Here is a 14,804-nt window from a genome sequence, read left to right as displayed (position 1 = left end):
GTTCTCCGTCAATGTTACTAGTTAGGAGCTGTTTCAAAACTGCTTTTGGCTTGCCGGCGAGCAATTTTTTCGTCTCGGCAAGGCGTGTAAAATCGGCCATAGCTATTCTATTGACGGTTTTGCACAACGCAGCCGAACGGAAAAAGGGCCGCCGAAAGACAAATCTGAGTTTTGAAACAGCTTCTAGTAACTATTCGTCTCTTACACACTTCGGCATGACCTCCGAATTTCTGATTCTCTGTTAACCAGCCAAACCCTTGCAATTCATTACGTATTTTTTCTCTTACCGGTCCCATAACGCCCACTCTAAGGACGTCACAAACACCGTCACGAAATGCTGAAGCAACCGCTAAAGCATTTCAGCTTGTCACCATAGCCGCTGCAGTCGCAGAATTCCCTCAAAAATATTTACACCCAACGCCCGATAATACATGTAGCCATGCCCTATATCCGGCGGTTACGAGGTGTTTTTACTACTGGAGCCGCTTTTGTCCTATTTTTTCTAAATTGCCCAGCTTAACACTGCCGATAAAGAAATATGACGATGAAGCTACTTAAATTTACGGAGACCGGAGCAATGGAAGCAACAGTAATCGAACAGCGTAAGGACACACGTTCGCAACTGGCTTGGCCCATCAGTGTTTGGCTGCCCGAGGCCAGCAGGTTCTTCAACGGCAGCAGCATCAACATCAGCAAAGGCGGAGCTTACCTTGAGGTTCCAATGACCACCCCCGTCAGGCCCGGCCATGAGATCGAGCTGAACTTCCCCCGTACTGCCGCCCTGGCAAAACAAAAAGGCAGCTATGCACGCATCAAGACCGGCAAGGTCGTCCGCGTCGACCGCGAAAAAATGCTCGAAGAAGCACGCATTGGCCTCGCGGTACAGTTCCTGTAAAAGGACCTGCCGTCTAAATAATAAAAAGGACTGGTCACCTTCGACCAGTCCCTGTTTCATTCGCACTGCCTCTATCGTGGCGACTCTCGGCGCGCAACCATCACACGTCCACCAGAAGCCTAGAAGCTATCTCCCTATTCAAAACTCACACTCAATTTGAATCGGCTTTTTTTGATTCTAAAGTGTGAATTGTCAAACCTTCCACAAATGTTGTGCTGGCCGGGAACAAAAAGCTCGCCAGGTAACCGCTGATCACACACAAAGCGATACCAACTACTGCATATAGCAGCAAATGCATTTGAGTATATTCCTGCACAAGATACAGCCCCAACGCTCCGCAGATGGCCCCGATAACAGCACCCGGGCCGTTCGTTCGCGTGGTGAAAATGCCCAGACAGAACAGCCCGCACATCGATCCGCCCATCAGGCCGAGAATCTTCATGAACATATCCCAAAGCGACTTAATATCTGAAGTTGCGAACATCAGCGCCAGCGTCACCCCCAGCGTACCGAACACAAACGTCATGACCCTGCCAAGCCGCAAGAAGGTTCGCTCCGATCTTATCAAACTGAACGGCCGAACGAAATCTGTCACCGTCGCAGTCGCTATGCTGTTCATGCTCGTCGAAACGGTCGACTGAGCCGCGGCAAAAACACCCGCCACAACCAGCCCCGCAATACCGACAGGCAGCTCACGAGCAATAAACAGAGGAAAGATCGCATCGTTCTTGAACGTAGGATCGAGCTGAGCTGGGTTGGATTTGTAGAAAACGAAAAGGGCCGTACCCACGCCGAAGAACAGGATCGATGCGGGAATTACCGCAATGCTGTTGGTCCATATCGATCGTCGGGCACTCTTGAGAGAGTTGACGGACATATACCTCTGCACGACCGCCATATCGGAAGAATACGGGATCAGGCTCTGGCCGATGGCGCCGAGGACAACAACCCACAGAGCAGTCGTTGCAAAACTCACCGAGGAGAAGTCCCAGTTGACCAGATTAAGTTTATTGTTTGCAGATGCAGTGCTTATAAGCGTATCAAATCCGCCCTCGAGGCGATAAACTATCAGGATCAGACTGAGCAGCGCACCGCCCAGCAGAATGAACGTCTGTATCGTGTCCGTCCATACCACAGCCTCCAGCCCGCCCATCGTGCAGTAGATTATACTTAGAACGCCCATTATCAATATGCATTGTATCTCATTGAGCGGAGTGATCGCCGCCAGCGCCAGCGCGGGCAGATACATTACCACCGCCATACGTCCGATCTGGAAGAAGATAAACGATGCACTGGCAAACAGACGCACGAACCGGTTGAACCGTTTCTCCAGGTACTCATAAGCACTCGTCGCATCGATCTTGCGGAAGAACGGCAGAAAGAATACTATCACAACAGGCGCCATTGCAACCGCTCCCATGTTGACCAGGAAATAAACCCAGTCGGTCATAAACGCCTTGGCCGGGATCGCAATGAACGTGATCGAGCTGAGCATCGTAGCGAAAATACTAAGACCCGCAACGAACCACGGCACACGCTGACCGCCTCGGAAAAAGTCGTCCGAATTCTTATTACGAAAAGAGAAAAACACACCGATCCCGGTTATCCCCGCCAGGTAAAGACCTATCACGCTGAAATCTATCCACCCGAAATTCTTGCTGCTCGGTACAGGTGTCGCCGCCCATACTTTAGGCGAACGCACTCTCGGCCTGATCTCACCGCTGGCGATTATCACCGGGTCCTTGACCGGATCGTCTCCCCACCGAACCGCGTTCGTCGTAACCTGATTGGCCGGCAGGTCGTCCGATTCTACCCATGAATTGGTGATCGTATGATAAACAAACAGCTTTTTCGGAAAGCCCGGGTGCTCGTCTTTAAGCTCATTCGCCCTGCCCCACATACTGCCGTCAGCACCGCCGAAAACGAACACATGGCTCTGCCCCACATCAATGGCTGTACCCGCCATCACGCACTGCGGAACGTCTTTTTGCTGCTTCCACGGTTCGGATTCACCCGCATAATCCTGCGTCTGGGCATCATACTTCGAAGCATCATAAAGCAAGGGATTGAACTCATAGACATCCGTCAGAAACTCGGCCTCACCGTCCTGACCAACCCTCCGGCCGCTCATCACATAAATGCAATCTGCCTGGCCGTTATGCTGAGCCGCGACAAGATTGAAAGCCCTCGACTCACCGGGCCACGCACGCAGCACCTGCCACTCGAATCCCTCAGGCTCATCCATTGTGCTCATGTCCAGAGCCCAGAAATTCTTCATGGCCGTCTCAAGCCCCAGACCGCTAGTACCGCCCGCAACATAGATCGTATTCCCTATCTGCGCAGCCGCACTATAAGCACAGTTCGAAGGCAGCGAAGGCATAGACTCAATTTCGATTGATTCAGCCTCAGGATCCCACCTCAAAAGGTACACATCCGAGTACGTTTGCTCCGCATCGTTGCCCCCCATGCACACAACGCCCCGCTCGGTTGACACCGCGGCTCCATATCCAAGCGGCCGTGGCAGCTTACCGCCCTCGTGCCATTTAAATCCGCTCTCCGTCGACGCATCCTTCGTCAGCACGAAAATCTCGTCGTGCCACTGCTTGTCCGAACTCCACACCGGCTTGGGAAAATTCGCACCGCCCGCCACGATCATCGCATCATTGTGCACACCGACAAATACCCCCGCCCTGCCAAGCTCATCAGGCAGCTCCGGCAACTGAGACCAGTCCAGATAATCCTTGTCAACCTGCTGCTGGGCACTTGCCGTTGCAGCTAAAACCAGCACAACCAACAAAACAAAATATGAAATCTTCCTCAGCATAAAAAAAGCTCCGCACTAATATTTACCGTATTTACTTACCATTTCCATAATATGCTTATATCTGCCCCACGATACCTCCGGCGGCACGGAATGATCCGAATGGTAGATGTAGCCACCACCCTGCTTAGCAGCGGTAACCTTTCTTTGCAGTTCCTCCTCGATCTCCTCGTCCGTGCCGGACATCTTTATCGCATCGATGTTGCCGAAAAACGTCAAGTCTTCACCGTACTTATCCTTGAGCCAACAAACATCCAGACCGGATTTCGCCTCCAGAGGGTTAAGAACCTGCACGCCGCATTCGATTAGATCCCCAAACACAGGTTCAGCGTTACCGCAGCAGTGCATCCAGAAGTGCAGATCGTTAGACGCCAGGAATTCGCCGATTTTCGCCATCGACGGTTTGAATATATTTCGCCACTGATCCGGCGAAAACAGCATGCCGTTCGTAGCGGCAAGGTCCTCGACAAGAAACAGACCATCAAAACGTACTCCCTTCTCAAGGCTCTCGTTGATTACCTGAAGCAAAAAATTAGAATACGTCTCAGCCATGTCAGTAAGCATACCAGGACTGTCGCAAAGACTGTATAGCGTCTTTTCGAACCCGTGCAGCCTTAGAATAGCCTCATGAGGACCGTAAGCAGAACCGAGGATGTATTTGCCGCTCTCAAGCAAATCACAATAATCTTCATACACTTTCTGCCACGAATCGCCCATCTCCAGCTTGAATGGAAACGGATCCTTCGCTACTCTCGCGGGGCCGTCCGGATCGATATTGAAACCTCTCTTGACCGATTCCCACTGCTCCTGAGATTCTGCCGGATGCGATAAATACATCATCGTCCTGGACTTGTTTTTTTCCTTTTTGACGACATAACCGAACCGGTCGCGAATAGTCACCATCTCACCGTCCGTCTCGAGCAGCTCAGGCTTGAACCGTGGAGACGCATCAATACCCATCACGTGAATATCAAAGCCGAAGTAATCCTGCACGGAAACTACCTCGCTCAGACCCTCTTGCCGCCACCTCGCAACTGTGTCCAGCCAGAACGAGTCGTAAATGGGGATCCGGTCCGCCGGCCTCCGTTCGATTGCCGCTAATACACGTTCTTTGGACAACATGATTCTAAGCCTTTAATCTTTCGCCCAGAGAGTAATCACCAGGTTCCTCAAATTTGCAAATACGCCCGTCCAATTTTCAGCTACCGCGTCCGTCCCCAGTCAAAGAAACCTATATCTTCCAGGTCCTTCTTCAACGCAGCCACCTCATCGGAATCCAGACTCTTTAACGGCAAACGGTTCGGGCCACAGTCCACACCCAGTATACCCATCATCGCCTTAAACGCGGGCTGACCGCGATACTTGAACAGCGTATTTACCATCTTCACCGAAAGAAGCTGCAGCTCCCTCGCCCTCTCCAGATCGCCCGCCTTATACGCATCCATTATCTTGTTATACAGCGGCGCCGCAAAATTGAACGTACTCCCCACTGCCCCCGGCACACCCACAACAAGCCCGCTCAGCAGCATCTCGTCACAGCCGAACAGAATATTATACTTGCCCTCCGCATAGTTCAAACACTCCTGGCACTCGAACACCGTCAGTGCACTGTATTTGATCCCCTCCAGATTTCTTATCTTACCCTCGCCCAGCCTAAGAAAGTCTACCATACTGAAAACCCCGTCCGTCAGCGCGGGCACATGGTAATAGTAAAAAGGCGCATCCCCAGCCGCCTCAGATATCTCCGCCATACAATCCACCAGATTCTCCACGGACGGACATTTAAAGTACGTCGGCGGCACCGCGGCCACAGCATCCGCACCCAGCCCGGCCGCATGCTCAGCCAGCACCTTAGCCTCAGCAATACTGTCATGACCCACCTGCACTATCACAGGCATCTTATCCTTGCATGCTTTTGTGTACGCTTCCGCTACTTCCATGCGTTCTTCCCGAGCCAGCAAAGGTCCCTCGCCAGTACTACCGCAAACATATATCCCGGAAACTCCATCCGCAACCAGACTGTCCACGATCGCCGGCACCACGCCGGTGTTGACCTTGCCGTTTTCGTCCATCGGCGAAAATACCGCCGCCAGTATGCCACTGAATCTAGAATTCATAGTAAGCCTCACTCTTCATACAAATGTCTGTTCTCAATTCTATAATGATATAATGAAAGGACTCATCGGCAGCCCTTCGCCATTCACAACGTTCCCCTCCGGATTCGGCGCCCACGAATAACGCACCGCCGAAGGCTCCTCAACCTCATCCGAAAGCACAAAGACTTTATCACTCTTTATCCTCGCCTCCGCCTCATGCCATCGACCAGCACTGTCCACCAGCTCAAACCCTCGCACCTTTTCTCCCGATCTGACCTGCAACGCCTCCGCATGTTCCAATTTCACCGCAACCTCCGCTCCTTCCACAACAGCATCCACAGGCAATGGCCCCGAATACACAACATCCTGCCCATAAACCTTCGCCCTCGCGATCAAAGCAAGCCTTCTCCCCACGGGCCGCTTGTTCCGCGGATGCACATCTCTTCGATCCCCAACATCTATACTCACAGCCATTCCAACTCCAGGTACTTCTCGCAAAACCTCGAGCTGCATCTGCCTGAACTCCATCCACCTGCGATTCATATTAGGAAGCTGCACATACAAAAACGGCAGATCGCTATCCCCCCAGGCTCGCCGCCAGTCACCGATTAAAGTCTTCAACAGGCGTTTGTTATACACCATATCTGTTGATTCATCAACAACCGTTAAAGGCGCATTCGACTCGCCCTGGTACCATATCACCCCCTTCACCGCAAAATCCGTCAAAGGCTCAATTCCCGCCTCGAACAGAAACCCAGGCTTGAACGGATGCCCCTGTTCCGCATCACCAGCCGTATCCCCAAGATTCAGCTTCGCCCTCCCGCGACACCACGGCGCATACTCTTCACTTCCCAGCCAGTCCCCGCAAACATCCCACAGCACTTCATCCTCCGCAAGCGTCCCCTCACTCACAAAAGCCTCAGCAGGTGCACCTCCCACCGCATTCTGCACCAGCCCCACCGGCACCCCCACGTGCCTTTCGATCTCCGCACCGAAATAATACGCCACCGCCGAAAACTCCGCAGCCGCCTCCTCACTGCACCTCTCCCATCCACCCTCATAATACTCAACCGGCACACACTTCGCCAGCTCCTCATCACTGAACTGCCGCCCACTCGGATAGGCCCCCGGCACCATCCGCATCAGCCTGATCATCTTATTATCCAATGACCCTTTCAACGCCTCATAATTGGCCGACCGCTTCAACGGAAAATACATATTCGACTGCCCCGAACACACCCACACATCCCCAACCAGCACATCCTTAACCACCACTGTATTCTCACCTTCAACCTTCAACTCCGCCGGCTCACAGCTCGCTTCATACTTTCCAAGATCCACCAACCATCGCCCCGCAGCATCCGCTGTATCCTTCGCAACCTTACCCTTGAAACTCACCCGCACATCTTCACCATGCTCGGCCCAGCCCCAAACCTTAAGCTCCTCATCACGCTGCACCACCATGTGATCGCCGAATATATCCGGCAGCCGCACCGCCCCCGCACTTACACCCGCAAGCGTAACGACCATCAAAATTATCACATTAACACAAATTCGCATTCCGTCCTCTATTCGCCCTCACCCCCAAGATTCTCGAACTCACGCCAGCACAAGTACAGCCCTCTAGGCACATGGAAACATCCCTTCCATTTACCGCCCTTCAACGGCATCAGCACTTCACCACGCCGATTCAAATACCCGAACCACTCACCAAACTTCGGATCCGAGAACCCGCCGAACGCATACTCATGCACCCTCTCGAACCAGTCCAGACATTCCTGCCTGCCCGTCAGATTATATCCCTTTATCAGTCCGACCAGCGCCTCCAGATGCACCCACCACAGCTTCTGATCCCACTCCAACTGCTGAGGCGGCCTGCCCTCGGCATCCATGAAATAAAATATTCCGCCATATTCTTCGTCCCATCCATACTCCAGCGTATTCAGCACAACCTGTACCGCACGCTCGATCAGCTCCTTATCGCCCCGCCTTTTCGCAACGTCCATCATGAACCACATCGACTCGATCCCATGCCCCGGATTGATCAGCCTCCCGTCAAAACAGTCCACATGCGATCCGTCAGGCCCGACGTTCTCGTAAAGAATCCCCTTCCGCTCATCCAGGAACAGCCCCATCACCTCATCGATGCACATGTCCAGCGTAGACTCGACCTCATCTTCCGACAGCACCTCCTCCAGCTCAAGCGTCAGATTCGCCAGTATCATCGGCAGCGCCATCCCCTTCATATCCCGCGTCCCGTCCACCGCCTTGGTATACTTGCCCTTGGGCCTGTCCTTCCGCCGAAGTATGTTCCTGTATGTCTTAGACGCAATATCGATCGCCTTCTCACTCCCGCACGCCAGGCCATACTGAGCAAAAGCCATCGCCGCAAAGCAGTCACTGAATATATTGTAAGGCTGCACCAGCGGCATGCCCTCGCGATTCAGCGCAAAGTACCAGTTGCCCTCACCATCCATACCGTGCAGAGCCAGAAAATCCGCACCGTTGTTGGCGACCTCGAGCCATTCCTCACGCTTCTCGCACCGATTGTACAGCATCGCATACGTCCACACCTGCCGGCACTGCAGCCATACAAACTTATCCGTATCGAAAACCTCGCCCTCCCTGTTCAGACACGTAAAATATCCGCCGAACTCACTGTCCACAGAGTATTCATCCCAGAAAGGCATTACGCTCTCGAAAAGCTCTTTCCTGTAAACCTCTGCGTATTTAGCTGCCTTATCCCAACTCATTCTGTAACCCTTTACCTGACATTCTCAATAGTTCGACTGCGACCAATCACCCGCCGCCCTGTACATAGCCAGTATATTCCCCACCGGAATATCTGCCTCAAAATTATGCGTCGGCCCAATAAAAAATCCCCCGCCTTTCGCCATATCATCCAACAGCTCAACAACACTCTCACATACAGCCCGCTCATCACCCTCACGCAGCAGATGCTGCTCGTCAACACCGCCCGAAAAACAAAGCTTATCACCATATGCCTCCTTAAGCTCAGCCGGCACCATCCCATGCGCCGTCACCTGTAAAGGATCCAGCACCTCCACCCCAAGCTCCAGCAGATCAGGTATCAGATCACGCACCGCACCGCACGAATGCATGTAAATATGCGCGTGATGATTTTCCGCCAGCTCACACATCGCCTTCAATCCAGGCCGAAGCGCCTTCCGCCACTGCACCGGACTCATCAGCAACCCCCGCTGCGTCCCGAAATCGTCCCCTATCCGAAACAGATCGATCCTGCCCCCGCCCGCCTCCAGCATCATGTCAATAAACGGAAGCTGGAACTCGAGAACCTTCTCGACCATCGCCTCGAAAAATTCGCTGTCCGAGATCACATCCATAAACGCTCTCTCCTGCCCCAGCAGCCCCTGAACAGGACACTGAAACAGACTAGGCGACGCAAACCCCGGCTCGGTCATGATCGCGTAATCCTTGTACTTGCGAACCTTCTCAGTGACCACAGAAAAATCAAACCATTCGACCCTCGGCCACTCATACTCCTCCAGCTCTTCCACACTCTTACACTCCGCAAGCGGATTACTCACCGTCTCCCAGTAACCGTTACGTTCACCAAGTTTCACATACTTGTACTCGATCCCCCAGATATCGCGCTTTATCCCTGTCTCCGGATCGAACAGCTTCGGACCGACATACCCCGGCCCGACCCACCGAAAATCCACACCGAGATACTCCAGCAGCTCATCCCGGCTGCTAAGCCCAAGCTCCTTCAAAACATGGAACTCAGCCTCGGGCACATCCCGATAGAAAAATGGCACCCTGTCCGGCTCGATATGATTCAGGGCCAGCAATACTCTCTCACGCGATATCATTGCTTCTCCGGCATACAAAACACACTCTTTAACATCAATCTACTCAGCCAGGATCTCATCGATATGTATCTTCTCGAACACCATCAGCGCGGTCCCTCCGCCCTCATACAATATCCCCACATGCTCGTCATCAATCTTCGTCATGCACGAATATCCCGCACAATAGGGCTCATGTATCAAAAGCTCATTCTCTTCCTTCCACGTCATGCCCTCGTCCAGACTCGCCTTGATCGTTATGTCCTTCCTGCCCGATCGCCTATCAGGATTGCTGAACAGCAGTATGTTCCGCTCATCGCCGTCCTTCACCGATGCGAACCTGATAATGCTCGCCATACACACAGGCTCGATCAGAGCCTTCCGCGACGTGGGATGCGCCTCCCACGTCTTACCCAGATCATCCGTCACATAAACACTCCTGCTGCCGCCCCGATTGTCACGCATATTCAGCATCAGACTGCCGTCATTAAGCTCGACCACCTGCGCCTCGGTCGTATTGGACTTCGCACCCGTTCCGATATCCCATGTTTCACCACGGTCTTTGCTGTAAATGATCGTGCTGTGCGGCATTCCATTTTTATCACGGAACTGCGCAGGAAAAACCAACGTACCGTCCCGCATCGTAATACCCTTGCCCGGCCCCTGAAGCAGCAGCCGCCACTCGGGCTTCTTGATCTGACGCGTAATATTTATAGGCTCCGACCAGGTCTTCCCGTCATCCTCGCTCTTGGCGAGCACAAACTGCCCCGTCTCATCCGGACTCAAGCCCGGCCCAGAACCGTGCCAGCCGTTGTTACCCTTGCTCCACAGCGCCGAAACCCAGATCGTTCCGGTCACATCATCAACCAGAACCGCCGGATCACCCACACCATTCTGTCCATGCGGCTCACCCATATCCATGATCACCTTCATCGGCTCCCATGTCTGTCCTCCATCCGTACTTCGGCTCATCCCCACATCGATATTGCCCGGCAGATCCCCCATCCCGTGCCTGCGAATATCATAAACCGCGATCAGCGTCCCCTCGTTCGTCGTCGCAAGCCCCGGTATCCGATACGCCCGTACACCGTCATCGCCAGCATCACGCAGCGCAACACCAATCCGCTTGCGAATGTCATCCTTCTCACCAGCAGGCTTGATCATCTCAGCCGACCCGCTTATCTCGACACGCTCACATACCGCGTCAACCTTATGCATCAGGTCCGCATCCTCATCCAGCTCGCAGCTAAGCCAGAAATAGTTGTCCCCATGAGCAAGACGCTGCTGTCCCCTGAATGTCACCCTCTTACCATAAGGCACCATCGCGATCCCGAACTGCTCTCCTGCTCCAAACCCCGCATCGCTGCCGCTGTAAAAAACCTTCAGCTCGTCTATATCACTTACCTGCGTAGTTCCCTCAAGATCAAACACCATCTTCTCCAGCGACGCAGGCTCGAGATTTCCGGAGGTTGTCACATTGACCCGCATAAGCGGATTACGCTCGTTCCTGTGACATACCGGCACGATAATCTGATCAGCCTTCACTGACTGCACCGACATCTTGACGGGCCGCGTGATCATCAGATCATCGATCAATACCCCCGTATCCGAGGGCGCATTAGACCTGAACCGCACCGCACTTATCTTACTGTCGGGCCGGATAACCACATGCGACAAAAACGCCCTGCCGACCCGCACTTCCTTATCGCCGTTGAAAATTTCCTCCCAGCCGCCGGTTCCTTTCACGTCCACACGGAACATGAACGGTGCACGCGAAGTCCACCTCTCCGCCCAGAAAGCTATCTCATAAACCAGCGCAGGCTCATCAAAAGCAAATACAACCGATCGGCCCTCACCGCCCATTAGCCTCAAACACTGACTGCCGCTCTTATGATGCGTATCGATCTGGACATCACCTCGCTCAGCTAATACTTTGCCCCACTCAGCACCCAGCTCCGAAAAATCCCCCCGCTCAAAATCCTCGAACGAAGTATTCACAACCACCGGATCATCACCAGCCGCTCTCACGCTCGTACAACCCGCAACACCCCAGAAAACAGCAACTGCCAAAAGCCCGAAAAATCCAACGCGCCTGCCCATGATCATACCTCAAATTGAATTAACTCTCACACCGCTTCTGATTTATCCATTCCACATGAGGCCGTAAATGCCTCTGCATCGCCTCCAGAAATTCCGCCTTCGTCCCCTCCTTCAGTATCTCCACAATATCCCTGTGAGTCACACCATCGCCGGACTCATGAAACTTTGCGATCTCGCCCTCCTGCTTCTTCCAGTCAAAAAACGGCCCCAAAAGCGACTGAAATCGCATCAGCGTCCCATTCCCAGCCATCTTGAACAATTGCGTATGAAAATCTACCTCCACCTCGGGCGCCACCACGGCCCCTCCACCGCTCTCCTTTTCCTCCTCAGCCACTATCTCCTCCAGCTCAGCAACCACCTCATCCGTCTTACGATCGAACACCAGCTCCGCCATCCCAAGCTCGATTATCAGCCTCAGCTCAAAAAGGTCCTGCTTTACCGGCTTGCTTATCACAGGCAGATCGATCACCTTCGCCAGACCGTCCAGCAGGTCCGGCTCCTTCAAAACCATTCCCCGGCGTTTTCTCGACTCCAGCACCCCCAGCATCCGCAAACGGCTCAGCGCCTCGCGCATAACATTGCGACTCACCCCCAGCCGCTCGGCCAGCTCAAGCTCACCGGGCAATACATCCCCAACTTTCATACCCGATTCAACTATCGCCTCGCGAACCTTACCTTCAGCCATATCCACGAGCGTCATCTTAGCAACAGGAGTTAATTTCATCTTCCAAAAACCTCGCACAGTTACATGTAGTATTGTAGGACATATTAACGGCTTGCCGCGAAATTGTCAAAACTTTTTCGCGCATAACCAAATTTTCCAGCCGCAAAAACAAAAAAGCCCGCCAATCACAAGATCAGCGGGCTTCATAATCTTCTTCTTGAACCGGTTTACAGTTCCTTGATGCGGATATTCTTGAATTCCACAAAGTCGCCATGACCAAGGAATCCAATATGCCCCGACTCGTTCAGCAGACCCGGATGGTCCCTGCCGTCGATCGTGCCGCCCTCTGAGGCTTCCTTGATATTACCGTCCAGGATCGTCTCGCCGTTTAGTATCACCTTGATATCGTACCCGTCCGCGATCACTTCCTGCCGGTTCCACTCGCCGACCGGGTTCAGATAACCGCGTTTGGCCGGTATTACGCCGTAGACAGAACCGTGATACTGATATGGCTTTAGATTGCTGTACTTGTCAGCGGTATTATCCAGTATCTGAAGTTCCATGCCAACATACGCTGCGTCACCGCTTGCAGGCGTCCTGATTCCCAGCCCATTGTTAGTACCGGGCTGCAGCCTGAAATCGAAACGCAGCACAAAATTATCATAAGTGTCCTCAGTATAGATGTTCCTGCCCGTACCCTTACGGCAGAACAGAATACCGTTTTCAACGCCGTAGCTGGCCTTGTTGCCGACCCAGCCCGTCAGGTCCTTGCCGTTGAACAGCAGATCGAACCCTTGCTCTTTTTCATCTGCGGTAAGCTCGTTCATCTTCGATTCCGACTCTATCCTGCGAACGAAGATATTGCGGAACATCGCCTTGCTGTCCTCATAGCCCTCACCGCCCGGGTGCACCTGCAGCGCGATACCGCCCTCTTCAGGAATGCCCGCGGTCGTCTGCTCGGTATGCTGGAAGTCCGTAACCATCTCGCCGTTCAGCCAGAACTTGATCCTTGCAGGCTCACCTTCGCAAACGATCCGGATCTTGTTCCATTCGCCCCTCTTGAACAGATCCAGTGAATCCGGCACAGCATGCACCCTGCCGTGCGTCCAAGGACAGTAAATGGACCCGATCTGACCGCCGGGCCGATAGTCCAGCGTAACCTGATGACTCTTGCCCTCAGGTCCTACACGCAAAAACACGCCACTGTCAAACGGCCAGTCGATCTTCGTCTCAAGCAGCAGCTCGTAATCCTCAAACGACTCTTCCGTCACCAGGAAGCCGCCCTTCTTAGGCGGATGCTGCATACCAACGATCGCACCGTCCTCGACGTACCACTTGCCGCCTGGCCCGCTGGGCAGATTATCATGCTTCTTCCAGCCCGCCAGGCTCTTACCGTTGAACAACGCCTTGAAACCTTCCGGCGGAGTCGGAGCCGTTGCAAGACTCGCCCGGATCTGCTTCTCAGCCTTTTCGCGAAGCTGAGCGTTCTTGATCTTATCGACATTATCAAGCCCGATAGCCTTCGCCATACTATCGCCCGCTGCGGACCCGATATAACTGTCGTCACCGAACATACCCGCCACTTCATTGCAGATTCTCGCACATGCATCATACTTGCCCTGCTCAGCCTGACGACGCGCGAACAGAAGATACAGCGAAGCATTGTCCGCCTTCTTGTACGCATCATCGACATTGACAGCATTCTTCAAAACACCACGCGAAGAAGCCTTGCCGATATTCGCCAGCGCCTGCAGTGCCGCCTTACGCATCTTCCAGTTCTTGCTCGCAGCATAAGGCTGGATCCTGTCCGCCCCTGCCATGCTCTGCATCTCGCCAAGTCCCTGCATCAGGTGCAACTTGTTCTCCGGATAAGCCGTGTCAAAAGCAGCCAGCAGTTTTGCCTCAACAGAATCGCCGCCTATAGTCAGCAGCGTCCGCGTCGCAAAATCACACAGAAAGCTGTCATTCAGATATTCCGCCACGGTATCGACAACTTCCTCGTCGCCCACGAGCCTCAACTGCTCGATCAAAAACGCCTTGCCCAGCTTGTCCGGCACATCATCGATCATCTCCGCCAGCAGCATTGCATAGTCTTCGCGAATCGCATCTTTCTTCTGATCCATTATAAAATCGGTCATCGCACTTATTCCGTATTCAGCTCCGGGCCGACCCTCATCGTAAGGCGTCAGCTTGCCCGCAAGATACTCAACCGATTCCGGAGTCATACCAACGAGTTGCACAGCCAGGCTGTCCCTCATCGCAGAACTGTTCGCCGGCATCTGTTCGGTGATCCTGTCAATTGCAGGATTAGCCGCCTGACCGACCGCGATCGCGCCGAGCACAACCATCATCCCAAATAACATCTTCAGAGTTCTCATATTCTTACCTTCCTTTATAT

The 14,804-nt window shown here is 53.4% G+C and carries 10 protein-coding genes; 1 reads left to right on the top strand and 9 read right to left on the bottom strand.

Translation table 11 applies throughout. The features are described from left to right. The first annotated feature begins 544 nt into the window (after positions 1–544). Positions 545–895 (top strand): PilZ domain-containing protein, encoded by a 351-nt coding sequence (locus STSP2_RS08945; protein WP_169853097.1) that lies wholly within the window; start codon positions 545–547, stop codon positions 893–895. A 151-nt stretch (positions 896–1,046) separates the two neighbouring features. Here STSP2_RS08945 and STSP2_RS08940 read toward each other — a convergent pair whose 3' ends face one another. The 9 genes from STSP2_RS08940 to STSP2_RS08900 form a co-directional block, all read right to left on the bottom strand. After that, positions 1,047–3,719, bottom strand: a complete 2,673-nt coding sequence (locus tag STSP2_RS08940) for a sodium:solute symporter family protein (protein ID WP_146661904.1) — start codon at positions 3,717–3,719, stop codon at positions 1,047–1,049. Positions 3,720–3,734: 15 nt separating this feature from the next. Continuing rightward, a complete protein-coding gene (locus STSP2_RS08935) occupies positions 3,735–4,838 on the bottom strand; it encodes a uroporphyrinogen decarboxylase family protein (RefSeq protein WP_146661902.1) in 1,104 nt (367 codons plus the stop codon). Between the two features lie 80 nt (positions 4,839–4,918). Beyond that, positions 4,919–5,833, bottom strand: coding sequence for a dihydrodipicolinate synthase family protein (locus STSP2_RS08930; RefSeq protein ID WP_146661900.1), 915 nt, complete (start codon positions 5,831–5,833; stop codon positions 4,919–4,921). Positions 5,834–5,872: 39 nt separating this feature from the next. Then, positions 5,873–7,372 carry a sialate O-acetylesterase gene (locus tag STSP2_RS08925; protein WP_146661898.1) on the bottom strand — a complete coding sequence of 500 codons (1,500 nt, stop codon included), beginning with the start codon at positions 7,370–7,372 and terminating at the stop codon, positions 5,873–5,875. An 8-nt stretch (positions 7,373–7,380) separates the two neighbouring features. Further along, entirely contained in the window at positions 7,381–8,565 is a 1,185-nt protein-coding gene (locus STSP2_RS08920; protein ID WP_146661896.1) for a n-acyl-d-glucosamine 2-epimerase, read from the bottom strand. A gap of 24 nt (positions 8,566–8,589) precedes the next feature. Beyond that, entirely contained in the window at positions 8,590–9,666 is a 1,077-nt protein-coding gene (locus STSP2_RS08915; protein ID WP_146661894.1) for a uroporphyrinogen decarboxylase family protein, read from the bottom strand. Positions 9,667–9,705: 39 nt separating this feature from the next. After that, on the bottom strand, positions 9,706–11,742 hold the full coding sequence (locus STSP2_RS08910; protein WP_146661892.1) for a sialidase family protein: 2,037 nt from the start codon (positions 11,740–11,742) through the stop codon (positions 9,706–9,708). Positions 11,743–11,761: 19 nt separating this feature from the next. Next, on the bottom strand, positions 11,762–12,466 hold the full coding sequence (locus STSP2_RS08905) for a FadR/GntR family transcriptional regulator (protein ID WP_146661890.1): 705 nt from the start codon (positions 12,464–12,466) through the stop codon (positions 11,762–11,764). Positions 12,467–12,633: 167 nt separating this feature from the next. Then, the gene (locus tag STSP2_RS08900; protein WP_146661889.1) at positions 12,634–14,784 is read right to left on the bottom strand and encodes a DUF1080 domain-containing protein; all 2,151 of its coding nucleotides are present in this window, start codon (positions 14,782–14,784) and stop codon (positions 12,634–12,636) included. Between the last annotated feature and the right edge of the window lie 20 nt (positions 14,785–14,804).

This window comes from Anaerohalosphaera lusitana (assembly GCF_002007645.1).
In the GTDB taxonomy this organism is placed as follows: Bacteria; Planctomycetota; Phycisphaerae; order Sedimentisphaerales; family Anaerohalosphaeraceae; genus Anaerohalosphaera; species Anaerohalosphaera lusitana.
This window is presented reverse-complemented; position numbering and strand designations above follow the sequence as displayed.

Coding starts and splice junctions, on each gene's coding strand:
- STSP2_RS08945 (WP_169853097.1), top strand. CDS start 545: ATGAAGCTACTTAAATTTACGGAGACCGGAGCAATGGAAGCAACAGTA.
- STSP2_RS08940 (WP_146661904.1), bottom strand. CDS start 3,719: ATGCTGAGGAAGATTTCATATTTTGTTTTGTTGGTTGTGCTGGTTTTA.
- STSP2_RS08935 (WP_146661902.1), bottom strand. CDS start 4,838: ATGTTGTCCAAAGAACGTGTATTAGCGGCAATCGAACGGAGGCCGGCG.
- STSP2_RS08930 (WP_146661900.1), bottom strand. CDS start 5,833: ATGAATTCTAGATTCAGTGGCATACTGGCGGCGGTATTTTCGCCGATG.
- STSP2_RS08925 (WP_146661898.1), bottom strand. CDS start 7,372: ATGCGAATTTGTGTTAATGTGATAATTTTGATGGTCGTTACGCTTGCG.
- STSP2_RS08920 (WP_146661896.1), bottom strand. CDS start 8,565: ATGAGTTGGGATAAGGCAGCTAAATACGCAGAGGTTTACAGGAAAGAG.
- STSP2_RS08915 (WP_146661894.1), bottom strand. CDS start 9,666: ATGATATCGCGTGAGAGAGTATTGCTGGCCCTGAATCATATCGAGCCG.
- STSP2_RS08910 (WP_146661892.1), bottom strand. CDS start 11,742: ATGGGCAGGCGCGTTGGATTTTTCGGGCTTTTGGCAGTTGCTGTTTTC.
- STSP2_RS08905 (WP_146661890.1), bottom strand. CDS start 12,466: ATGAAATTAACTCCTGTTGCTAAGATGACGCTCGTGGATATGGCTGAA.
- STSP2_RS08900 (WP_146661889.1), bottom strand. CDS start 14,784: ATGAGAACTCTGAAGATGTTATTTGGGATGATGGTTGTGCTCGGCGCG.